We start from the raw sequence: 20,630 nt of genomic DNA on the forward strand, positions 1-20,630 counted from the left end.
GGCATGCCGTCAGCCTTCTCGGATCTGACCAAGAATGCCCAGTGGTATCTGGAGCAGGTGGATCCCGCCAAACCGGCAGAGGCCTTCGTGTGGCAGATGATGGCGGCGCGCAGCTATCTGGCGCTCGGCCAGGCCAAACCGGCTGCCGCCCTGTATCAGCAGTTGCAGAAGCAGGCGAAGAGCCCGGAGCAGCAGGCGCAGTTGCAACTGCTGCAGGCACACCTGCTGCTCGCCCAGGGCAACGCCAACCAGGCGCTGATCCTGCTGGAAGGCAAGCCGGATGTGGTGCTGGATGCCGATACCCAGAAGGACTGGTACCGCCAGCGTGTGGTGCTGCAGCTCGACATCAACAACAAGTTTGGTGCGGCCAAGTCGCTGATCCTGCTGGAACCTTATCTGGCCAACAATGAGCTGGCCACCAATCACCAGCAGATCTGGTCACTGCTGAAAAGCATGACCCCCTCCACCCTGCAAGCGCTCGAAGAGGAGCCAGCTCCCGATGTGACCACCGGCTGGCTGCGTCTTGCTGCGCTGGTGAACGAATTCGGGGCACAGCCGAGCCAGCTGGCCCGCCAGCTTGCCGGCTGGAAGCAGAGCTTCCCTAACCACCCGGCCCAGAGCGACATGCCGGCCGGCCTTGGGGATCTCGCTATCACGGACAACGGTTCGCTGCAGCAGATCGCCGTCTTCCTGCCGCTCTCCGGCAACCTGGAAGCCCAGGGCGCCGCCATCCGCAACGGCATGCTGATGTCCTACAAGGAAAATCAGAGCCAGTTCACCCTGAACTTCTACGATACCCAGGGCAAGGCGATGGGGGATCTCTACAAGCAGGCGATTCAGGAAGGGGCCAACATGATCATCGGCCCCCTGCTCAAGGATCAGGTGGAGGAGCTGCTCAAGTCGAATCCGACCGTGCCGGTGCTGGCGCTCAACGAGCTGGACAAGCCGATCGTCAACGACAACACCTTCTATTTCTCGCTCTCCGCCGCTGCCGATGCGAGCCAGGCGGCCCAGTACCTCTATGGTCAGGGCTATCGCAAGCCGCTGCTGATCGCGGCACAAGGCCGGATTGGCTACAGCAGTATCAAGGCGTTTGAGCAGGCCTGGGCCGGCGTCAGCCAGGAGAAACCCGTGGTTGCCACCTTCGGGGCGCGCAACGAAGTGCAGGGCATGGTCAAGAACGCTCTGAGCGGCCGTTCCACGGCACGAGCCGGGGAGATTGTCCAGCTGTCCGATGCCGCGCCGCGCAGCATCGACGCCGTCTATGTGGTGGCCAACAGCCTGGAGACCCGGATGATCAAGCCCTATGTGGACATCTCGGTCAACCCCATGGGCAGCCTGCCCATCTACAGCAGCTCTCGGGGATACGACGGCGGGACGACCGAGGTAGCCTCCGAGCTCAACGGCATGCATATCTCCGACATGCCACTGCTGCTGGGTGGCTTCGAGACGCAGCGTGAACAGATTGCCCTGCTCTGGCCCCAGACCAAGGGCGACCTGCTGCGCCTGTTCGCCCTCGGTTACGATGCCGTCAGCCTGGCAGGCAACCTGCCGCAAATGCGCAAGGTCAATGCCATGCAGCAACCCGGCATGAGTGGCCAGCTGAGCGTGGATCCCCAGGGCAACATAGTGCGCATGCTGGACTGGGCCACCTACCAGAATGGCAAGCTGGTCAGCGACAGCGCCGCCCCCCAGCTGGAGGATGCGACTCATGAAGAGGCTACTGACACAACTTCACCAGCAGTGGTTGAACCTGTTGCCGTCGGCAGCGACGAGCAAGGGACAACACTTTGAGCAAATAGCGGAACGCTGGTTGCAGGCCCGCGGCCTGCAACCCGTGACCCGCAACTACCGCTGCCGTGGCGGCGAGATCGATCTCATCATGCGCCAGGGAGAGACCCTGGTGTTCGTTGAAGTGAGATATCGCGCCAACGCCACCCATGGCGGTGCAGCCAGCTCGGTCACCCGGCGCAAACAGCACAAGATCGTGCTGGCCGCGCGCCACTATTTCAAGCAACATGCCATCAATGAGGCCAACCAGGCCTGTCGATTCGATGTGATCGCGTTCGAGGGCGACCAGCCGGACTGGATCCAGAACGCGTTTTAAGAGGACCCCATGACTGATCCCATCAAAGAGAATTACACCGAAAGCATCCAGACCAAGATAGCTGCCGCCGAAGCTCTGCCGGATGCCATCCATACGGCAGCCCAGATGCTGACCATCTGCCTGCTCAATGGCCACAAGGTGATGGCATGTGGCAATGGTCCTTCCTCGGCATTGGCACAGCTGTTCATTTCCGAACTGGTGAACTGCTATGAAACGCCTCGCCCCTCCCTGCCCGGTCTCGCCCTGACGCCCGACATGGCGACCATCAGCGCCATCGCCACGGATCACGGTTTCGAAGAGGTCTATGCCAAACAGATACGTGCTCTGGGACAACCAGGCGACATCCTGGTGGTCATCACCACGACAGGCAACAGCCGCAGCCTCATCAAGGCTGCGGAGGCCGCCCTCTCCCGCGACATGACCATCATTGTTCTCGGTGGCGGAGACGGGGGAGAGATCGCCGGTCTGCTGGGCCCCAATGACGTGGAGATCCGCGTTCCTTCCGCTCGCCGTCCTCGTATTCTGGAAGTGAACCTGTTGACCCTGCACTGTCTCTGTGATCTCATCGACCAGACACTTTTCCCGCAACAGGAAGACTGAAACCATGAAGAAGCCTATTCTCGCTCTTGCCCTGCTGACCGGCGTCCTGCTGCTGCAAGGCTGTGCTGCCGTGGTGGTCGGTGGCGCGGCTGGCACCGCCAAGGCGAGCGGCGATCGCCGCACCCTGGGTGCCCAGTGGGACGATCAGACCATAGAGCTGAAAGCCGCCAACCTGTTGGCCGACAACAAGCCCCTGAGCGCCGCCAGCAAGATCAGTGTCTACAGCAACAACGGCCGTGTGCTGCTGGTGGGTCAGACACCCTCTGACGCTTATAAACAGGAAGCGGGTAGAATCGTGAGCCGGATTGAAGGGGTTCGCCATGTCTACAACGAGCTGCGCCTTGGCAAACCAGTCAGTATCGGCGTGCGCAGCAATGACACCTGGATCACCTCCAAGGTGCGGGCCGACATGCTGGGCACCAAGAACTTCGATAGCGCCAAGGTGAAGGTTGTCACCGAGAATGGCGAGGTGTTCCTCATTGGGTTGGTCACCCGCCAGGAAGGGGATCAGGCCGTGGAAATCGCCCGCCACGTCAGCGGCGTTAAGCAGGTGATCAAAGCCTTCGAGTTTGCCCAGAATTGACCATCTGGCAGGATGAAAAAACGCAGCCTTCAGGCTGCGTTTTTTATTTGATGACTTTCAGGGTCGGGCGACCGCTCGGGCGCGGTGGTTCCGGCTCGGGGTCAACCGACGTGGGTGTCTGTGCCTGTTCCAGCCAGAGGTCATACCCGGGCTCAGGCGGGAACAGGGTCCCCACTCCGTTCTCCCTGGCATGGATGGCCAGTACGGCCGCCATGGGGATATAGACCTGCTGCGATACGCCACCGAAACGGGCGCTGAAGCTGACAGCGTCATTGTCCATGTGGAACTGGCCCACGGCCCGGGGGGCGATGTTCAGAACAATCTGGCCATCCTGCACGAACTGCATCGGTACCATCACATGGGGAATGTTGGCATTGACCACAAGATGGGGAGTCAGATCGTTATCCAGCAACCAGTCAAAAAACGCCCGCAGCAGATACGGGCGACTGGGTGTCATTGTCGGTTCCATGCTCATACGCCGGCACGGATCTCGCGCTCGGCCTCGGTCAGGGAAGCCTGGAAGGATTCACGCTCGAACAGGCGAACCATGTAAGCCTTCAGCTCTTTGGCGCCACGGCCGGTGAAATCGATGCCCAGGCTCGGCAGACGCCACAGCAACGGCGCCATGTAGCAGTCGACCAGCCCAAACTCTTCGCTCATGAAATAGGGCATCTCGCCGAAGATGGGGGCGATGGCCAGCAGGTTGTCACGCAGCTCGGCACGGGCGGCTTCGGTATCGGTGCCCGCCATGATCTTGTCGGCCAGAGAGTACCAGTCCAGCTCGATGCGGTGCATCATCAAACGGCTGTTGCCGCGCGCGACTGGATAAACCGGCATCAGGGGCGGATGCGGGAAACGCTCGTCCAGATACTCCATGATGATGCGCGAGGTGTACAACGCCAGCTCGCGATCCACCAGAGTCGGTACAGTGTTGTACGGGTTCAGCTCGGCCAGCTCATCCGGCAGGTTGGCAGGATCAACCTGGCAGATATCCACGCTAACACCCTTCTCCGCCAGGACAATACGCACCTGATGGCTGAACATATCGTTGGCACCGGAAAACAGCGTCATTACCGAACGCTTATTGGCAGCTACAGCCATTGAACCCTCCCGTCATTAAAAAGCAGAAACGGCAATGAAGCATGTCTGTCTTCATTGCCGTGCGTCATATTACTCCGATCTGGTCGCTTAGTGAACGTCGCGCCAGAATTCCTTCTTCAACAGCACAGTTAAGATGAAGAAGATAGCGATGAATCCGAGTACCCAGAAGCCCATGCGTTCGCGCTCCTGCTGCACCGGCTCAGCTGAGTAGACCAAGAAGTTTACCAGATCCAGTACCGTCTGATCATATTCTTCGTTGTTCATTTCACCGTTGCCGTCAGATTTGATGCTGACGACTTGCTGCATCTCCACGCCATCCAGGGTGTGCGTCTCGAACTCGGCGCGGGGCGTCCCCTGCAACGGCTCCAGCACATGGGGCATACCCACGGACGGGAAGACGGCGTTGTTCACCCCGAATGGACGGGTTTCGTCCACGTAGAAGGAACGCAGATAGGTGTAGATCCAGTCTGCACCACGCACCCGGGCAACCAGGGTCAGGTCGGGGGGCGGCGCGCCGAACCAGCGCGCAGCATCCTTCTCGGACATGGCGCTCTTCATCAGATCGCCGATCTTGGCGCCGGTGAAGACCAGGTTCTCCTTCATCAGATCGTCCGGAATGCCGATGTCGGCCGCCACCCGGTTATAACGTTGGTACTGGGTGGAGTGACAGCCGGCACAGTAGTTCATGAAGGTGGTGGCCCCCCGTTGCAGGGATACCTTGTCACTCAGATCGTACTCCGCCTTGTCGAGGGGGAAGCCACCGCCAGAGGCCAACACCAGACCAGGCAGCAGGGCCAGCACTGCAAAAATTATTCTTTTCATTTGAATGTCACCCTCTCCGGCAGCGGCTTGGTGTTTTCATTCTTGCTGTAGAAGAACAACAGGACGAAGAACCCGAAATAACCCAGAGTACAGAGCTGTGCAATCAGCGTCAGGGTCGGGGTTGATGGCAGCACGCCCAGCACCCCCAGAATAATGAAGCAGACCACGAACTGGGCGATGTTCAGCTTGTGCAGGGTGCTGCGGTAACGCACCGAGCGCACCTTGCAACGATCCAGCCAGGGCAACAGGAACAGCACCACGATGGAGAGGCCCATCATGATGACCCCCAGCAGCTTGTCCGGCACCGCACGCAGGATGGCGTAGAAGGGTGTGAAGTACCAGACCGGAGCGATATGCGCCGGTGTCTTCAGGCCATTGGCCACCTCAAAGTTCGGTTTCTCGAGGAAATAGCCCCACATATCCGGCTTGAAGAAGATGATGGCACAGAAGAAGAACAGGAAACCGGCTACCCCGATCATGTCCTTCACGGTGAAATAGGGGTGGAACGCGACCGCATCCAGTGGCCAGCCGTTCTCGTCCTTGTGCTTCTTGATGTCGATACCATCGGGGTTGTTGGAGCCCACCTCGTGCAGCGCCAGGATATGCATGGCCACCAGCATCACCAGCACCAGCGGCAGAGCGATGACGTGCAGGGCAAAGAAGCGGTTCAGGGTTGCACCCGAGATGACATAGTCCCCCCGGATCCACAGGGTCAGATCGTCACCGATAACGGGGATGGCACCGAACAGCGAGATGATGACTTGGGCCCCCCAGAACGACATCTGCCCCCAGGGCAGCAGGTAACCCATGAAGGCCTCGGCCATCAGTACCAGGAAGATCAGCATGCCGAAGATCCACAGCAGTTCCCTTGGCTTCTGGTAAGAGCCGTAGATCATGCCGCGGAACATGTGCAGGTAGACCACGATGAAGAAGGCGGATGCCCCGGTTGAGTGCATGTAACGCAGCAGCCAGCCGTAATTCACATCCCGCATGATGTATTCCACGGAAGCGAAGGCACCTTCCGCCGAGGGGTTGTAGTTCATGGTCAGCCAGATGCCGGTGATGATCTGGTTGACCAGCACCAACATGGCAAGCGAGCCGAAGAAGTACCAGAAGTTCAGGTTCTTGGGCGCCGGATACTTGGCCATATGGTCGTTGTACATGGCCGTGAGCGGGAAACGATCATCGATCCAGCCCATGAGTTTGGCAAACATGGTCAGGCCTCCTTGCCATCGGCACCGACCAGAATGGTGGTGTCGCTAAGAAATTGATATGGCGGAATGACCAGGTTCAGCGGTGCGGGGACGCCCTGGAACACTCGACCAGCCATGTCGAATTTGGAGCCATGGCAGGGGCAGAAGAAGCCGGAAGTTACCCCTTGAACCTGCTCGCCGAAGCTGTCGGGCAGATAGGAAGGGGAGCATCCCAGATGAGTGCAGATGCCAACGGCCACGAAGATTTCCGGTTTGATGGATCTGTAGCCATTGTGGGCATAGTCCGGTTGCTGTGGCTCGTCTGACGCAGGATCCCGCAGCTTGTCATCGTGTGCAGCCAGAGCATCCAGCGTCTGCTTGGTACGCTTCACCACCCAGACCGGTTTACCACGCCACTCGACGCGGATTAGCTGACCCGGCTCCAGCTTGCTGATATCCACTTCAACCGGGGCGCCTGCCGCCTTGGCTTTGGCACTCGGATTCCATGACTTAATAAACGGCACTGCGGTAAAAGCAGCTCCTACACCGCCAACGGCAACCGTTGACCAGGTAAGAAATCTGCGGCGACCGGTATCAACTGGCGCATTGCTCATCCAAAAACTCTCCCATGTGGACTCCGCTCATTCTTATAGTGTCCCTGTTTACTTCTCCTCTCCCTCTGACAACTGCAATGGAAGCGGAGTGGCAATTGACACAGAAAGACCATGGAAATTTTAAAGAAAAGATAACAATTTGACAAGAAAGGGAGTCGATGGGCAAAAACAATAAATACACAATTTTTTGTCTTTTGTGACGTATGCTTAGCATTGTCACATGTAACATTACCAATAAAAAAAGCCTGGCAAATTGCCAGGCTTTTTTGACACTCCTGAGAGTGCGTACCAAAAGCGAATTAACGCTTGGAGTACTGCGGACGCTTACGCGCTTTGTGCAGACCGACTTTCTTACGCTCAACCTTGCGGGCATCACGAGTAACAAAGCCAGCTTTACGCAGTTCGGAACGCAGGGTCTCGTCGTACTGCATCAGAGCACGAGTGATACCGTGGCGGATCGCACCAGCTTGACCGGAGATGCCACCACCGTTAACGGTGATGTACAGATCCAGTTTCTCGGTCATCTCGACCAGTTCCAGCGGCTGACGAACTACCATGCGGGCAGTCGGACGGCCGAAGTATTGCTCCAGGGAGCGCTGGTTGATTACGATTTTACCGCTACCCGCTTTGATGAATACGCGAGCAGTGGAGCTTTTGCGACGGCCGGTACCGTAGTATTGATTTTCTGCCATGTTGCCAGTTCCCGTTAGATATCCAGTACTTGAGGTTGCTGAGCAGCATGAGCGTGCTCTGCGCCTGCGTAAACTTTCAGCTTACGGAACATGGCACGGCCCAGCGGACCCTTCGGCAGCATGCCCTTGACGGCAGCTTCGATTACCATTTCCGGCTTACGCTGAATCAGCTTGTCGAAGCTGATGGACTTGATACCACCCGGGAAACCGGAGTGAGCGTGGTACATTTTGTCGGTAAATTTCTTACCGGTTACGTGTACCTTCTCAGCGTTTACAACGATGATGTAGTCACCGGTGTCAACGTGCGGAGTGTACTCGGCTTTGTGCTTACCACGCAGACGAGCAGCGATCTCGGTTGCGATACGACCCAGAGTTTTACCTTCTGCGTCCACAATGTACCAGTCACGTTTTACGGTTTCTGGCTTGGCAACGAAAGTTTTCATTAAGTTAAACCCAATTACCTGTTACAGACCCAATTGCTTATGGGGGCTCTCCCACAAACAACAAACGATGGCCTACCTGTACCCCTTCGAATACAAGTAAAGCTTAAAGTGTTGCTGTCTTATCGACAGCTGTAACGTGGGCCGGGCGATTATAAGTGAAGTTGCCTTAAATATCACCTGCTAATTTCACTGCCATGAAGCTAGCAAATGTCGCCCGGCCCTACCTGCCGCAGATGCCCATCCGACTGGCAGGCGCGGTATTGTGACTAAGGAAGGTGCACTCTGGCAAGGTATTCGTGCGATTGCATCTCCTGAAGCCGTGAAAGGCAACGCTTGAATTCGAAATTCAGCAAGCCTTCGCCATAGAGCCCGGTCATGGGGACCGCCGCCGATATGATGAGCTTTACATGCCGCTCATAAAACTCATCCACCATGGCGATGAAGCGGCGGGCCGCGTCATCCGTGCCGCTGCCCATGGGTTGCACATTGGCCAGCAGGACAGTGTGGAACTCACGGGCCAGTTCGATGTAGTCGCCCTGGGAGCGTGGAGTACAGCACAGCTGTTCAAACTCCATATAAAGCACCCCTTCCCCCACGCCCAGTGCACTCAGTTGGCGATGGTTGACTTCCAGTGCGGCGGCAGTCACCTGCCCAATCCCGGTCAACTGGCTGAAATAACGATCCAGGTTGCTCCTGGCCTGATCATCCAGCGGGAAGTGATAGATCTCTGCCTGTTCCAGGGTTCGCAGCCGGTAATCGACACCGCCATCGACATTGATCACCTCGCAGTGGCGCTCGATAAGCGCGATGGCAGGCAGGAAGCGAGCACGCTGCAACCCGTTGCGGTAGAGATCCTGAGGGGGAATGTTGGATGTGGCCACCAGCACCACGCCATGGCCAAAGAGTTCCTGGAACAGAGTGCCGAGCAGCATGGCATCCGTGATATCCGAGACGAAAAACTCGTCGAAACAGATGACGTCGGTCTCGTCGGTCAGCTTGCGGGCGATCAGCTTGAGCGGATCGGACTGACCGGTCAGCCCTCTGAGCTCGCCGTGCACACGGTGCATGAAACGGTGGAAGTGGATGCGCAGTTTGCGCTCCCCCGGCAGGCTCTCAAAAAAAGTATCCATCAGCCAGGTCTTGCCTCTGCCCACACCGCCCCACATATATAACCCCTGGACGGGGTCACGGGTTTTCGGCTTTTGCAGCCAACCCAGCAGGCCACGGGATCTGGTCGGAGTCGGGCTTGCGCACAGATCCTGATAGAGTCGCTCCAGGCGGGCGACTGCCATGGCCTGGGCCGGATCGGCCACAAAACCGGGGCGCTGCAAATCCTGCTGATATTTTTGCTGCGGGGTCATCCTGTAAACCGCCTCCAAGTCCCTGAATGAGGGACAAAATGGTATCACGCTCTCGGGGGGCACGGTATAGTGCCAACGAGGCGTTGCGGTCCATCCGACCGCTTCAAATTCATCGTGTTAGCTGTAACAAGGAGCTTCTATGACTCTGTTTAACGGGATCCTGCTGGCGATCGCCGCCCTGATCATCGGCGTGCTGATCGGCCGCTTCTCTGTCCGTAGCCGGGATGCCGGACGCCTGGAACAGGAGCTGAAAAAAGCCCACAAGGAGCTGGAAAGCTACCAGGGGCAGATCACCACCCACTTCGCCGACAGCGCCGCCCTGATGGAGCAACTGGCCGAACAGTACCAGACCCTTTATCGCCACATGGCGGAACAGAGCAAGTTCCTGGCCAAGGTACAGGAACCACTGTTCCGCGAACCCGAAGTGGAAGAAACAGGCGATGCCGCCAACAGCGAGGAGCCGGGCCTTCCTCCCCGCGATTACGCCGGTGCGTCCGGCCTGCTCAAGCAGCCGGGCTGATTGTCGGTTGAACTAATTACGCTTTATCGTGGTCAGACCTTGACGATTGCACTGCAACTTTTTCTGGGAGCTGTTTCTCATATGCGTAAATCTCTTTCTGTATTCAGTGTCTTAGCCCTCAGTGTCGGTATCGCCATGTCCTCAGCACCGGCGCAGGCCGCACTGCCCCTGATGGCGAACAACCAGGAGATGCCGAGCCTGGCCCCCGTCCTCGAGCAGGTGACCCCTGCCGTGGTCAACATCTCCGTCTCTGGCAAGAAGATCACCCGCCAGCGCCTGCCGGAACAATTCCGCTTCTTCTTCGGCCCCAACATGCCTGACGAGCAGGTGAGCGAGCAGCCCTTCCAGGCGCTTGGTTCCGGCGTCATCATCGATGCCAAGAAAGGCTACGTGATCACCAACGCCCACGTGGTCCACGAGGCGGACGAAATCAAGGTCAACCTGAAGGATGGCCGTGAGTATGCAGCCAAGAAAATAGGGGAAGACAAACAGTCGGATATCGCCCTGCTGCAAATCAAGGCCGAGGATCTGGTGCAGATCAAGTTCGCCGACTCCGACGAGCTGAGAGTCGGTGACTACGCGCTGGCCATCGGCAACCCGTTCGGCCTGGGCCAGACCGTCACCTCCGGCATTGTCAGCGCCCTGGGTCGCAGCGGCCTCAACATCGAAAATCTGGAGAACTTCATCCAGACCGATGCGGCCATCAACTCCGGCAACTCGGGCGGCGCCCTGCTCAACCTGCGCGGGGAGCTGATCGGCATCAACACCGCCATCCTGGGCCCCAACGGCGGCAACATCGGCATCGGCTTTGCCATCCCGTCCAACATGGTGCGCGATCTCTCCGAGCAGATCGTGAAATACGGCGAAGTGCGCCGTGGCCAGCTGGGGATTACCGGCACCGAGCTCACCAGCGAAATCGCCAAGACCTTCGGCTACAACAAGAAGGACGGTGCCTTCGTCAACCAGGTCATGCCTGACTCCGCTGCCGCCAAGGCAGGCATCAAGGCAGGCGACATCATCATCAGCATCGATGGCAAGCCCATCCGCTCCTTCGGCGAGCTGCGTGCCAAAATCGCCACCATGGGGGCCGACAAGCAGGTCTCGCTCGGCCTCATCCGTGACGGCAAGGAGCAGACCGTCAAGGTCACCCTGAAGAAAGCGGATGACAGCGAGATCCTGGCCAGCGCCCTGCATCCGGCACTGGAAGGGGCCAAGCTGAGCACCACCACGGACCCCGTGACCGGCGTGGCCGTCTCCGACATCGATCCCCGCTCACCGGCAGCCGCCTCCGGCCTGCAAAAGGGCGACATCATCATCGGGGTCAACCGCCAGCGCATCAACTCCATGGGTGAACTGACCAAGGTGTTGAAAAACAAGCCGGAAGTCCTGGCGCTGAACATCCAGCGCGGTGACTCCTCGCTCTATTTGGTGATCCGTTAAGCCCCTCACACCCGCGGCAACCGCCGCGGGTGATTTTTATCCATCGATAATGTTATTCTCTGCCCGCAGCCTGTACGGACGAGAAAGACATGAAAATCCCACCTCTGATCAGCTACTTGGGCAAGTCCGTCGGCTTTGGCCTCGCCATGGCTGCGCTTTTGTTGCTGGTGTTTCCCAATTTTCGCGGCGGCGCCCCCCTGCCGGGCCTCATCACCAATGCCCGCGAGCTGAGCTTCTCCTACGCGGCCCATCGTGCCGGCCCTGCCGTCGTCAACATCTACACCCGCAGCTTCGCCGGCAATCGCGGTGAAAAAGCCGAACTCAGACCCCAGGGGCTGGGGTCCGGCGTCATCATGAACCAGCGCGGTCACGTGCTCACCAACTATCACGTCATCGCCGATGCGGACCAGATCATCGTCGCCCTGCAAGATGGCCGGGTATTCAGTGCAGAGCTGGTCGGCACCGACAAACTGACCGATCTGGCGGTGCTCTACATCGAATCGGACAACCTGCCGGTGATCCCTCAGGACCCGGATCGTCTGCCGGACGTGGGAGACGTGGTGCTCGCCATCGGCAACCCCTACAACGTCGGCCAGACCATCACCCAGGGCATCATCAGCGCCACCGGGCGTATCGGCCTCTCCAGCATGGGGCCGGACAGCAATGGCAGACAGGATCTGCTGCAAACCGATGCCGCCATCAACGAGGGCAACTCCGGAGGCGCCCTGGTCAATGGCCGTGGCGATCTGGTGGGTATCAATACCGCCGCCTACCACCTCAACGGCAATCAGGAGAGCTATGGCATCAGTTTTGCCATCCCCTACAAGCTGGCCAAGCGCATCATGGACGAGCTGATCGCCAACGGTCGGGTCATCCGCGGCTACCTCGGCATCTCCAGCGTCGAGATCAATCCCATCGTCGCGCGCATGCTGAACCTGGGGGACTTGCAGGGGTTGGTGGTGGAGAGCCTGGATCCCAATGGCCCAGCCACCAAGGCCGGTCTCAAACGTGGGGATGTGCTGCTCAAGATCAACGGAGAGGCCATCACCGGCGTGCGTCCCGTCATGGACAAGATCGTCGAGAGCCGCCCCGGCACCAAGCTCACCATCTCGGTGATCCGCAACGGCAAGCCGCTGGACGTCGATGTCATCATCGAAGAGGACCTGCGCTACCAGAATCAGACCCTGCCGACCAGCAGTGCGGCACCCGCCACCTGAGAGGCGGATCCTCGCAGGGCCCGACAGGGCCCTTTTTCGTGCCCGCTTTCCTCCGGCCCGCTTGTGCGTGAGACAGCTCACACATTGCGCCAATAAACGATCGGGCGAAGGTGCCGTCAAAACCCGCCACCGATCACACTCCCTTGCCGCCAGTCCGCTCCTTTCCTCTTCTTGATCGCCAAAAGGGCTTCTTTTGATGCCTTTCCCTCCGGATTTCCACTTCGAATCGGAAAAAACCTGCCTCCTCCCGCACTCTCCTCCGCTTTATGGTGATCCCATCCTTTCTGCCAGCCTGGAGAGCAGACCTTGAACACCGACACCCATGACGCCCCCCTGACCCCGGACAGCCCGGCACTGCTGCGCAAGACCGACCTGACCCTGGCCCGCATTCATAACCTGCTGGCGGATCAGGGCATACGCCCCAACGACGTGCAGCAACAGATGCTGGCCTCCCACGTCAAGGCCATGGTGTGGCGCTCCTACAGCGGGGAATCCCTGCCGGAGGTCGACCTCAGCCTGTTCGAGGAGATCTCCCCCCTCTCCCTGCGCCTGGCAGAGCAGGTCGTCGCCTGGCTCGACCGCCTCGCCTACGAGGAGGCGCACCTCTTGTCCGTCCATTTTGAAGTGGCCAAAGAAAACGAACTCAGCTCAGTAAAAGGAGAAAGCTAAATGACTGCCATCAAACTCGTGATTGGAGATCGTCTCGGCAAGGGTCAGAAAGTGGGAGCAGGCGCAGAAGCCGCCGGCGCCACCGTGACCGTCATCCCCGGCATGGCCGCCGACATGAAACTCGGTGATGTGATGAACAAGGAGCAGGCCGACCTTGGCATCTCCTTCTGCGGCAGCGGTGGCGCGGGCGCAATCACGGCCCAGACCAAGTACGGCTACAAGTGCCGCTACGGCATGCGATCCATCGAAGAGGGTGTCACCGCCATCAACGAGGGGTGCGTGGTACTGGGCTTCGGCTTCATGGACAAGGAAGAGCTGGGCCAGAAGCTGATCGAAGCCTTCGCCAAGAAACACGGACGCGCCTGATGAAAGAGCACTTCACCACCCGGATCACGGTCAACGGCAAGGGGGCGACTCGCCAGCAGGCGTTCGCCGCCGCCCTCAGCCAGGTGCAACCCAGCCTGCTCAAGGAGAGCCCCAAGGTGATGCTGCGCATCGAACCCCTCGAGGTCGAGGTGCTCGAGGCCGAGGAGTCGGTACGGGTGGAGAAGTTCCTGTTCTTCTTCCTGCCACGCCAGCGCCACGAGTTCCGGGTCCGGCTGGCGATCACCGTCAAGGTCACCAGCCTGGATGTCGACAAGGTGGATTTCACCCGGGCCTGACCCCACAACCAAAAGGACAAGTTGGATGTTTCTAATCATTTTGATGAAGTCACTCATCATCGGCGGCCTGGTAGGCGTCGGGGTGGGTGCTGGCGCGGCGCGGATGTTCCACGCCCCGACCGTGCAGGGGATGGGCGCGTTCCGTACCCTGGGCGAGCTCAACTCCTGCGAAGGGGACCCCGCCTCCCACTTCTCGTTCGGTCTGGGCTTCTTCTTCAACGCCTGGGCCTCCACGGTCGCGGCCGGCGCCTTCACTCAGGACGTGGATCACCGCATCCTGCCGAACTGGGGTGCAGCGGCCCTGATGATCAAGAACCGGGATCTCGCCACCACCCTCCATGATCCCAAAAAGATGGCCATCGCCTGCGGCATCATTGGTGCCATCGTAGTCGCCTTCCTCAACAGCACGGCCGCCGCCGTACCTGCCGCCCTGCAGGTGACCGCGGTCAAGGTGCTGGTGCCCGCCGCCAACCTGCTGGTCAACACCGTCATGCCGGTGATCTTCTGGCTGGCCGCCATCGAGGCAGGCAAGAAGTCCGGCTTCTGGGCCACCATCTTCGGCGGTCTGGCCCAGCTCATCATGGGCAACGCGGTACCAGGCCTGGTGCTTGGCATCCTGATCGGCAAGGGGGTGGAAGAGAGCGGCTGGAACCACGTCACCAAGGTGATGATGAGTGCCATCGTCCTGCTGTTCGTGCTGAGCGGCTTCTTCCGCGGCTTTGACATGAAACTCATTGAATCCTTCCACCTGGGCGTTCCCTTGTGGCTGGAAAACGTCCACAACCTCATGAGCGGAAAATAAGGAAGCACACCATGGATGAGAAACTGAGAAACAACTTCTGGTATGCCGACTGGTCCTTCCCCATCTTTGTCGGCCTGCTCTCTTCCGGCGTCTTCGCCGGTACCCACATGTTCTACCTCTACGGGGTCGGCGCTTTCAACGAGGTGGCCTTCGTTGCCATGCTCAAGGCCGGCATGGACACGGGGGCCTATGGTGCAGTCGCCGCCTTCGGTGCCAGCTTCCTGTTCGCCCGCATCATCGAGGGCTCCCTGGTGGGGATCCTCGACATCGGCGGCGCCATCCAGACCGGAGTCGGCCTCGGAGTGCCCGCCCTGCTGCTGGGGGCCGGCATCGTCTATCCGGTGGAAAATTTCACCGCTTCCCTGATCACCGGCATGGGGATTGGGATGGCCATCGGCTACGTGATCATCCTGGCGCGCAAGTTCACCATCAACCAGAGCAACTCCACCTACGGCGCAGACGTCATGATGGGGGCTGGCAACAGCTCGGGCCGCTTCCTCGGTCCCCTCATCATCCTCTCCGCCATGGGCGCCTCCATTCCCATCGGGATAGGCTCCCTGCTGGGTGCCCTGCTGTTTTACATCTGGGAGAAGCCCATCACGGGTGGCGCCATTCTGGGGGCCATGCTGTTCGGGACCTTCTTCCCCATCGCCCTGGCTTAATCCAAGGCCGTCTCTTGGGCGGCATTCAAGAACCCGTTTGCGCTCTGTCGCGAGAGGTCGTCAGCAAGGTGAAGAGCAACACATGAGCCTTGGAAGCGGCCTCGCAGTAAGAGCGCAAGCAGGTTCCAAGAGGGATATCAGCATGTACGACATGATCATCAGGGCGGGACGCCTGGGAAACGGGCAGCTCGTCGACGTCGCCATCAAGCATGGCAAGATAGCGGCGCTGGGTTCGCTGCCAGAAAGCTTGGAGGCGAAGCAAACCCTCACTCTGGGCGGGCAGGTCCATGTGAGCGCCGGCTGGATTGACGGCCACACCCACTGCTACCCCGCCTCCCCCCTCTATCACGATGAGCCGGACAAGGTGGGGGTGGCGTCCGGTGTCACCACCGTCATCGACGCCGGCAGTACCGGGGCCGACGACGTGGACGACTTCCAGCGTCTCGCCGCCACCTGCAAGACCCGGGTGCACGCCCTGCTCAACATCTCCCGCATCGGCCTGCTGCGCCAGAACGAGCTGGCGGATCCGGCAGACATAGATCCCGCCCTCGCCCAGGCGGCCATCCGGCGCCATCCCGACTTCATCGTCGGCATCAAGGCGCGCATGAGCGGCAGCGTGGTGGGTGAAAGCGGTCTGCAACCCCTGCGCATGGCCAAGCAGATCCAGCAGGCCAATGGCAACCTGCCACTGATGGTGCACGTGGGCAACACGCCGCCGGATCTGGACGAGATCGTCGCCCTGCTGGGGGAGGGCGATCTGCTGACCCACTGCTTCAACGGCAAGCCCAACCGCATCCTGACCCCGGCGGGTGAACTGCGCCAGGCGGTGCGCGAGGCGATGCGGCGGGGACTCTTGCTCGACATCGGCCATGGCGGTGCCAGCTTCAGCTTCGAGGTGGCAGAGCTGGCCATTGCCCAGGGGATCCTGCCCCACACCATCAGTTCAGACATCTACTGCAAGAACCGCATCAAGGGGCCCGTCTACAGCCTTGCCCACGTGATGTCGAAGTTCTTCGCCATCGGCATGACCCTGGAGCAGGTGCTCGCCTGCGTCACTCACCAGGCCGCCGATGCCCTGCGCCTGCCTGGCAAGGGGCGACTCGAGATGGGCGCCGATGCAGACATCACCCTGTTCGAGGTGAGCTGCGGCCCCACTCTCTTTACCGATACCGAGGCCGGCGCCCGCAGCGGTGACCGGCAACTGCTCCCTCTCGCCGCCTTGGTAGGCGGCGAACTGGTTCTGACTCACTACGGGAAATCACACCATGTCTTCTGTGTATGAGAAATACCGGCTCAAACCGGTGATCAACGCCTCCGGGCGCATGACCATCCTCGGCGTATCCACTCCCGAGCAGGAGGTGGTCGACGCGGTCAACTTCGGCCTCGGCCACTACTTCGAGGTGAAGGATCTGGTCAACAAGACCGGTGCCTACCTGGCCGAACTGCTGGGCGTTGAAGATGCGGTTGTGGTCTCCTGCGCCAGCGCCGGCATCGCCCAGTCGGTGGCCGCCGTGATCGTGCGCGGCGACCCCTATCGCCTCGAGCAGTTGCATGCTCATGCCCACGACGTGCCGAGCGACATCGTGCTGCCCAAGGGCCACAACGTGAACTTTGGTGCCCCCGTCGGCACCATGGTCAACCTGGGGGGCGGCAGGGTGGTGGAGGCAGGCTACGCCAACGAGTGCTCACCCGCCCAACTGGCCGCCGCCATCCATGCCAATACCGCCGCCATCCTCTACATCAAGTCCCACCACTGCGTACAGAAGAGCATTCTGTCGGTGACCGAGGCGGCCGAGGTGGCCAAGGCCCACGGGATCCCGCTCATCGTCGATGCAGCGGCCGAAGAGGATCTGCGTCTCTACTACAACCAGGGTGCGGATCTGGTCATCTACAGCGGCGCCAAGGCCATCGAAGGGCCCACCAGCGGCCTGGTACTCGGCAGACGTCAGTATGTGGAGTGGGTCAAGCAGCAGGCTGGCGGCATCGGCCGTGCCATGAAGGTGGGCAAGGAGGGGATCCTCGGCCTGACCCACGCCATCGAGCGCTACCTGGCCAAAGAGAAGGAGAGCGGCGCCGCCATGGTTGCCAAGATGACCCCCTTCATCGAGCACCTCAACCAGCTGCCCGGCGTCACCGCCAAGGTGGTGTGGGACAGCGCGGGGCGCGACATCGCCCGTACCGACATCGCCTTCGACCACCAGCAGATCGGCATGACCACGGTGGAAGTGGTCTCCCGTCTGCAACAGGGTACCCCCGCCATCTACTGCCGCGGCTACAAGGCCAACGAGGGGCACATCGAGATAGACGTGCGCAGCGTCACCCTGCCCCAGCTCGACCAGATCCACTCCGCCATTGCCCACCTCGTTCAGGAGAACAACTGATGTCTCTTACCCCCAATTACTACCGCGATCGGGTCTGCCTCAACGTGCTGGCAGGTTCCAAAGAGAATGCCGTCGACATTTATGAGGCAGCCGAGGGTCATGTGCTGGTCGGCGTGCTCTCCAAGAACTACCCGGACATTCCCTCTGCCGTCGCCGACATGCAGGCCTACGCCAAGCTTATCGACAACGCCCTCTCCATAGGGCTGGGAGCAGGTGATCCGCGCCAGTCCGCCATGGTGGCCGAGCTGGCCCGCCAGTTGCAGCCTCAGCATGTCAATCAGGTGTTCACCGGGGTCGGGGCCAGCCGGACGCAGCTCGGTCAAGCTGACACCCTCGTCAATGGCCTTGTCTCCCCCACCGGCACCCCCGGCATGGTGAAGATCTCCACCGGCCCCCTCAGTAGTCAGCAGCCCGATGGCATAGTACCCATCGATACCGCCATTGCCCTGCTCAAGGACATGGGGGGCAGCTCGGTCAAATTCTTCCCCATGGGGGGACTCGCCTGCCGCGCCGAGTATCAGGCAGTGGCCGAGGCCTGTGCCCGCCACGGCTTCTGGCTGGAGCCCACCGGCGGCATCGATCTTGAGAACTTCGAGGAGATAGTGCGGATCGCGCTGGAGGCAGGAGTCGAGAAGGTGATCCCCCATGTCTACAGCTCCATCATCGACAGCGAGAGCGGCCAGACCCGGCCGGAGGATGTGCGTACCCTCCTCGCCATGGTGAAGGCACTGCTGGCATAGCAACCCCACAGGCACCGGTCCGATCACTGGGCGGTGCCTGGCTTGTTAATGACCCCCTTGTTAACATCGACCTACCATCCGCGACAGGAGTCCTCACCCCCTCATGACCAAGCTGCCCCACCCCAGACTCCAGCAACTGCTCGCCCTGCTTCACGCCGAGCCTCTGCCACAGGAGGAGCTGGCCCGCCGTCTCAATGTTTCCACCCGCACGGTGCGTACCGACGTGGCGACCCTGAACGAGCTCATTGCCACCCGGGGCGCCCACCTGATCCATCAGCGGGGCAGCGGCTACCAGCTCAAGATCTACAATCAGGGACTGTTCGATGCGCTGCTGGCCGCCCAAGGGCAGGAGAGCCCCCTGCCTCGCACCAGCCGCGAGCGGGTGCTGCACCTCCAGGTCTTGCTGCTGACGGCGGAACAGGGGATCAAGCTCGACGAGCTGGCGGACACCTGGTATCTCAGCCGGGCGGCTTTGCAAGGGGACATGACGGAGGTGCGGGAGCGGCTCGCCCACTTCGGGCTCACCATCGACAGCAAACCCAGAGTGGGGATGCGCATTGCGGGAAGCGAGATGGCGATCCGCGCCTGCCTCACCCAACTGCTCTGCCAGGAGCTGCTGCACCAGCATCCGCTCCAGAGCCTGTTGCCCACCCTCTGCCCCAGCAAGACGCTGGAGGTAGTGGGCAACCACATTCACGAGCAACTCGGTCGCCATCAGCTGCGCCTGGCCGACGAGAGCCTGCAGCAAGTCACCGTCTACTGTGCCGTCGCCCTGCTTCGCCAGGCGTCTGGCCACGAGTTGCGCCAGTTTGCCAGCGACGACATCACCCCGCCCCTGGCAGTGGTGGCCCGCGACATCTATGCCGAGCTGCCGACCCTGACTTCACCGGGGCAGGAAGAGATCGCCTGTCTCGCCATCCAGATCCAGGCTCGCCTCACTGCAGAGACGCCCCTGCTCAGCCCGGCCATGGCGGCCGAGAGCGAGCAGCTGACTGCGCACCTGCTGGGTTACATCCACCAGCACTACCCCTATGACCTGCGCGGCGACCCGCAATTGCGAGCCGACCTGCAGACCCACATCGGCGCCATGCTGCTGCGGGTCAAATACCAGATTGGCAGCCACAATCCCCTGGCGGACCACATCAAGCAGTATTACCCCCTAGCCTACGACATCACCCTGGCGGCCATCTCTGAGTGGATCAGGCAGACCCCCTACCGGTTGACCCACCACGAGATCGGCTACCTGGTGATCCACATCGGGGTCGGCCTGGAGCGCCACTACGACATCGGTTACACCCGGCGCCCCCAGGCGCTGCTGCTGTGCGATGCGGGCAACGCCACCTTCCGGGTACTGGAAGCACGCATCCGGCGGGAATACCCCCAACTGCAGCTGACCACGCTGGAGTCGGTACGGGATTACGAAGGGCTTGCGCGGATCGAGCAGGATTTCGTCATCAGCACCCTCAAGGTGAGCGAGAAGAATGCTCCCGTGGTACAGGTCTCCCCCTTCCCGACCCAATACCAGCTGGAGCAGCTCGGCAAGCTGGTGCTCGTCGATCGCACCCGTCCCTATCTGCTCGACAAGTATTTCGATGCCGACCACTTCATGATGCTTGATGAACCCATCAGCCAGGGGGCGCTGTTTGATCGCATCTGCAGCCAGCTTGAGGCGGAGGATCTGGTGGAGAGCGGATTCCGGGGATCCTTGCAGGAGCGGGAGCGAATCGTCTCAACCATGCTGGGGGACGGCATCGCTCTGCCCCACTCCCTCGGCCTGCTGGCGCGCCGCACCCTGGTCTATACCGTGCAGGCCCCCCAGGGGATCGACTGGGGCAACGGCGAGAGCGCTACCCTCATCTTCGTGCTGGCCATCGCCAAGGCGGATTATGAGGAAGCCATGGGACTTTATGATCTGTTTCTGGCACTGATGAACGAAAAAGCCAGCAGAAGTCTGCTGGCTTGTCGGGATTTTGCCGCTTTCAAGGCGCTGGCTCGCAGCGCACCTTGAGCACGCCGAGGCG

General features: G+C 60.5%; 24 protein-coding genes. 16 read left to right on the top strand and 8 right to left on the bottom strand.

The genetic code is table 11. The annotated features are described in order from the left end of the window. The first annotated feature begins 3 nt into the window (after positions 1-3). The 4 genes from AB5Y53_RS05775 to dolP are packed head-to-tail and all read left to right on the top strand — an operon-like array spanning position 4 to position 3,290. Complete coding sequence (locus tag AB5Y53_RS05775; protein WP_368181313.1) at positions 4-1,794, top strand: penicillin-binding protein activator; 1,791 nt, start codon at positions 4-6, stop codon at positions 1,792-1,794. Beyond that, positions 1,712-2,107 (top strand): YraN family protein, encoded by a 396-nt coding sequence (locus AB5Y53_RS05780; protein ID WP_080770042.1) that lies wholly within the window; start codon positions 1,712-1,714, stop codon positions 2,105-2,107. Before AB5Y53_RS05775 ends, AB5Y53_RS05780 begins: the two co-directional genes overlap by 83 nt. 9 nt (positions 2,108-2,116) lie before the next feature. Beyond that, positions 2,117-2,707: an SIS domain-containing protein gene (locus tag AB5Y53_RS05785; RefSeq protein ID WP_010675848.1), complete on the top strand. Its 591-nt coding sequence runs from the start codon at positions 2,117-2,119 to the stop codon at positions 2,705-2,707. A gap of 4 nt (positions 2,708-2,711) precedes the next feature. Further along, on the top strand, positions 2,712-3,290 hold the full coding sequence (dolP, locus tag AB5Y53_RS05790; RefSeq protein ID WP_010675849.1) for a division/outer membrane stress-associated lipid-binding lipoprotein: 579 nt from the start codon (positions 2,712-2,714) through the stop codon (positions 3,288-3,290). 43 nt (positions 3,291-3,333) lie between these two features. Here the strand turns inward: dolP and AB5Y53_RS05795 are convergent, their stop codons facing one another. The 8 genes from AB5Y53_RS05795 to zapE form a co-directional block, all read right to left on the bottom strand. After that, on the bottom strand, positions 3,334-3,765 hold the full coding sequence (locus AB5Y53_RS05795) for a ClpXP protease specificity-enhancing factor (RefSeq protein ID WP_029314842.1): 432 nt from the start codon (positions 3,763-3,765) through the stop codon (positions 3,334-3,336). Further along, positions 3,762-4,391, bottom strand: a complete 630-nt coding sequence (gene sspA / locus AB5Y53_RS05800; RefSeq protein ID WP_039040485.1) for a stringent starvation protein SspA — start codon at positions 4,389-4,391, stop codon at positions 3,762-3,764. Before sspA ends, AB5Y53_RS05795 begins: the two co-directional genes overlap by 4 nt. An 87-nt stretch (positions 4,392-4,478) precedes the next feature. Beyond that, positions 4,479-5,213 carry a cytochrome c1 gene (locus AB5Y53_RS05805; protein ID WP_368181314.1) on the bottom strand — a complete coding sequence of 245 codons (735 nt, stop codon included), beginning with the start codon at positions 5,211-5,213 and terminating at the stop codon, positions 4,479-4,481. Further along, positions 5,210-6,427: a cytochrome bc complex cytochrome b subunit gene (locus AB5Y53_RS05810; protein WP_368181315.1), complete on the bottom strand. Its 1,218-nt coding sequence runs from the start codon at positions 6,425-6,427 to the stop codon at positions 5,210-5,212. The genes AB5Y53_RS05805 and AB5Y53_RS05810 overlap by 4 nt, the downstream gene beginning before the upstream one ends. A gap of 2 nt (positions 6,428-6,429) precedes the next feature. Continuing rightward, positions 6,430-7,020 (bottom strand): ubiquinol-cytochrome c reductase iron-sulfur subunit, encoded by a 591-nt coding sequence (gene petA / locus AB5Y53_RS05815; RefSeq protein ID WP_010675854.1) that lies wholly within the window; start codon positions 7,018-7,020, stop codon positions 6,430-6,432. Between the two features lie 299 nt (positions 7,021-7,319). After that, entirely contained in the window at positions 7,320-7,712 is a 393-nt protein-coding gene (gene rpsI / locus AB5Y53_RS05820) for a 30S ribosomal protein S9 (protein ID WP_005336286.1), read from the bottom strand. Positions 7,713-7,726: 14 nt separating this feature from the next. After that, positions 7,727-8,155 carry a 50S ribosomal protein L13 gene (gene rplM / locus AB5Y53_RS05825; RefSeq protein ID WP_005336289.1) on the bottom strand — a complete coding sequence of 143 codons (429 nt, stop codon included), beginning with the start codon at positions 8,153-8,155 and terminating at the stop codon, positions 7,727-7,729. 266 nt (positions 8,156-8,421) lie between these two features. After that, a complete protein-coding gene (gene zapE, locus AB5Y53_RS05830; protein WP_368181316.1) occupies positions 8,422-9,516 on the bottom strand; it encodes a cell division protein ZapE in 1,095 nt (364 codons plus the stop codon). A 139-nt stretch (positions 9,517-9,655) separates the two neighbouring features. Here zapE and AB5Y53_RS05835 point away from each other — a divergent pair, with 139 nt between their 5' ends. The 12 genes from AB5Y53_RS05835 to AB5Y53_RS05890 all read left to right on the top strand — a co-directional run bounded on the left by AB5Y53_RS05835 (position 9,656) and on the right by AB5Y53_RS05890 (position 20,617). After that, positions 9,656-10,036 carry a YhcB family protein gene (locus tag AB5Y53_RS05835; RefSeq protein WP_010675856.1) on the top strand — a complete coding sequence of 127 codons (381 nt, stop codon included), beginning with the start codon at positions 9,656-9,658 and terminating at the stop codon, positions 10,034-10,036. Between the two features lie 81 nt (positions 10,037-10,117). Beyond that, positions 10,118-11,476, top strand: a complete 1,359-nt coding sequence (locus tag AB5Y53_RS05840; RefSeq protein WP_042015057.1) for a Do family serine endopeptidase — start codon at positions 10,118-10,120, stop codon at positions 11,474-11,476. A gap of 89 nt (positions 11,477-11,565) precedes the next feature. Beyond that, on the top strand, positions 11,566-12,693 hold the full coding sequence (degS, locus tag AB5Y53_RS05845; protein WP_010675858.1) for an outer membrane-stress sensor serine endopeptidase DegS: 1,128 nt from the start codon (positions 11,566-11,568) through the stop codon (positions 12,691-12,693). 306 nt (positions 12,694-12,999) lie between these two features. Then, entirely contained in the window at positions 13,000-13,362 is a 363-nt protein-coding gene (locus AB5Y53_RS05850) for a transcriptional regulator (protein ID WP_010675859.1), read from the top strand. Then, positions 13,363-13,728, top strand: coding sequence for an SFCGS family glycine-rich protein (locus AB5Y53_RS05855; RefSeq protein ID WP_010675860.1), 366 nt, complete (start codon positions 13,363-13,365; stop codon positions 13,726-13,728). Then, on the top strand, positions 13,728-14,024 hold the full coding sequence (locus tag AB5Y53_RS05860; RefSeq protein WP_041211841.1) for a DUF4312 family protein: 297 nt from the start codon (positions 13,728-13,730) through the stop codon (positions 14,022-14,024). The genes AB5Y53_RS05855 and AB5Y53_RS05860 overlap by 1 nt, the downstream gene beginning before the upstream one ends. Positions 14,025-14,049: 25 nt before the next feature. Beyond that, positions 14,050-14,826, top strand: coding sequence for a DUF4311 domain-containing protein (locus tag AB5Y53_RS05865; RefSeq protein ID WP_010675862.1), 777 nt, complete (start codon positions 14,050-14,052; stop codon positions 14,824-14,826). A gap of 11 nt (positions 14,827-14,837) precedes the next feature. After that, positions 14,838-15,488, top strand: coding sequence for a DUF4310 family protein (locus AB5Y53_RS05870; RefSeq protein ID WP_041211843.1), 651 nt, complete (start codon positions 14,838-14,840; stop codon positions 15,486-15,488). Between the two features lie 142 nt (positions 15,489-15,630). Further along, entirely contained in the window at positions 15,631-16,770 is a 1,140-nt protein-coding gene (locus AB5Y53_RS05875) for an amidohydrolase/deacetylase family metallohydrolase (RefSeq protein ID WP_368181317.1), read from the top strand. After that, positions 16,754-17,869, top strand: a complete 1,116-nt coding sequence (locus AB5Y53_RS05880; RefSeq protein WP_368181318.1) for a DgaE family pyridoxal phosphate-dependent ammonia lyase — start codon at positions 16,754-16,756, stop codon at positions 17,867-17,869. The genes AB5Y53_RS05875 and AB5Y53_RS05880 overlap by 17 nt, the downstream gene beginning before the upstream one ends. Beyond that, complete coding sequence (locus AB5Y53_RS05885; protein ID WP_368181320.1) at positions 17,869-18,609, top strand: KDGP aldolase family protein; 741 nt, start codon at positions 17,869-17,871, stop codon at positions 18,607-18,609. The genes AB5Y53_RS05880 and AB5Y53_RS05885 overlap by 1 nt, the downstream gene beginning before the upstream one ends. A gap of 103 nt (positions 18,610-18,712) precedes the next feature. Then, entirely contained in the window at positions 18,713-20,617 is a 1,905-nt protein-coding gene (locus AB5Y53_RS05890) for a transcription antiterminator (protein WP_368181322.1), read from the top strand. Positions 20,618-20,630 lie beyond the last annotated feature (13 nt).

This window comes from Aeromonas sp. R7-5 (assembly GCF_040908015.1).
GTDB lineage: Bacteria > Pseudomonadota > Gammaproteobacteria > Enterobacterales > Aeromonadaceae > Aeromonas > Aeromonas caviae.

Bases quoted from the DNA above. Each gene is read 5' to 3' on its own strand.
- AB5Y53_RS05775 (WP_368181313.1), top strand. From the start codon at position 4: ATGCCGTCAGCCTTCTCGGATCTGACCAAGAATGCCCAGTGGTATCTG.
- degS (WP_010675858.1), top strand. From the start codon at position 11,566: ATGAAAATCCCACCTCTGATCAGCTACTTGGGCAAGTCCGTCGGCTTT.
- AB5Y53_RS05795 (WP_029314842.1), bottom strand. From the start codon at position 3,765: ATGAGCATGGAACCGACAATGACACCCAGTCGCCCGTATCTGCTGCGG.
- AB5Y53_RS05865 (WP_010675862.1), top strand. From the start codon at position 14,050: ATGTTTCTAATCATTTTGATGAAGTCACTCATCATCGGCGGCCTGGTA.
- AB5Y53_RS05785 (WP_010675848.1), top strand. From the start codon at position 2,117: ATGACTGATCCCATCAAAGAGAATTACACCGAAAGCATCCAGACCAAG.
- AB5Y53_RS05880 (WP_368181318.1), top strand. From the start codon at position 16,754: ATGTCTTCTGTGTATGAGAAATACCGGCTCAAACCGGTGATCAACGCC.
- AB5Y53_RS05840 (WP_042015057.1), top strand. From the start codon at position 10,118: ATGCGTAAATCTCTTTCTGTATTCAGTGTCTTAGCCCTCAGTGTCGGT.
- AB5Y53_RS05810 (WP_368181315.1), bottom strand. From the start codon at position 6,427: ATGTTTGCCAAACTCATGGGCTGGATCGATGATCGTTTCCCGCTCACG.
- AB5Y53_RS05805 (WP_368181314.1), bottom strand. From the start codon at position 5,213: ATGAAAAGAATAATTTTTGCAGTGCTGGCCCTGCTGCCTGGTCTGGTG.
- AB5Y53_RS05875 (WP_368181317.1), top strand. From the start codon at position 15,631: ATGTACGACATGATCATCAGGGCGGGACGCCTGGGAAACGGGCAGCTC.
- zapE (WP_368181316.1), bottom strand. From the start codon at position 9,516: ATGACCCCGCAGCAAAAATATCAGCAGGATTTGCAGCGCCCCGGTTTT.
- petA (WP_010675854.1), bottom strand. From the start codon at position 7,020: ATGAGCAATGCGCCAGTTGATACCGGTCGCCGCAGATTTCTTACCTGG.
- rplM (WP_005336289.1), bottom strand. From the start codon at position 8,155: ATGAAAACTTTCGTTGCCAAGCCAGAAACCGTAAAACGTGACTGGTAC.
- AB5Y53_RS05890 (WP_368181322.1), top strand. From the start codon at position 18,713: ATGACCAAGCTGCCCCACCCCAGACTCCAGCAACTGCTCGCCCTGCTT.
- AB5Y53_RS05860 (WP_041211841.1), top strand. From the start codon at position 13,728: ATGAAAGAGCACTTCACCACCCGGATCACGGTCAACGGCAAGGGGGCG.
- AB5Y53_RS05835 (WP_010675856.1), top strand. From the start codon at position 9,656: ATGACTCTGTTTAACGGGATCCTGCTGGCGATCGCCGCCCTGATCATC.
- AB5Y53_RS05870 (WP_041211843.1), top strand. From the start codon at position 14,838: ATGGATGAGAAACTGAGAAACAACTTCTGGTATGCCGACTGGTCCTTC.
- dolP (WP_010675849.1), top strand. From the start codon at position 2,712: ATGAAGAAGCCTATTCTCGCTCTTGCCCTGCTGACCGGCGTCCTGCTG.
- AB5Y53_RS05855 (WP_010675860.1), top strand. From the start codon at position 13,363: ATGACTGCCATCAAACTCGTGATTGGAGATCGTCTCGGCAAGGGTCAG.
- AB5Y53_RS05885 (WP_368181320.1), top strand. From the start codon at position 17,869: ATGTCTCTTACCCCCAATTACTACCGCGATCGGGTCTGCCTCAACGTG.
- AB5Y53_RS05780 (WP_080770042.1), top strand. From the start codon at position 1,712: ATGAAGAGGCTACTGACACAACTTCACCAGCAGTGGTTGAACCTGTTG.
- sspA (WP_039040485.1), bottom strand. From the start codon at position 4,391: ATGGCTGTAGCTGCCAATAAGCGTTCGGTAATGACGCTGTTTTCCGGT.
- rpsI (WP_005336286.1), bottom strand. From the start codon at position 7,712: ATGGCAGAAAATCAATACTACGGTACCGGCCGTCGCAAAAGCTCCACT.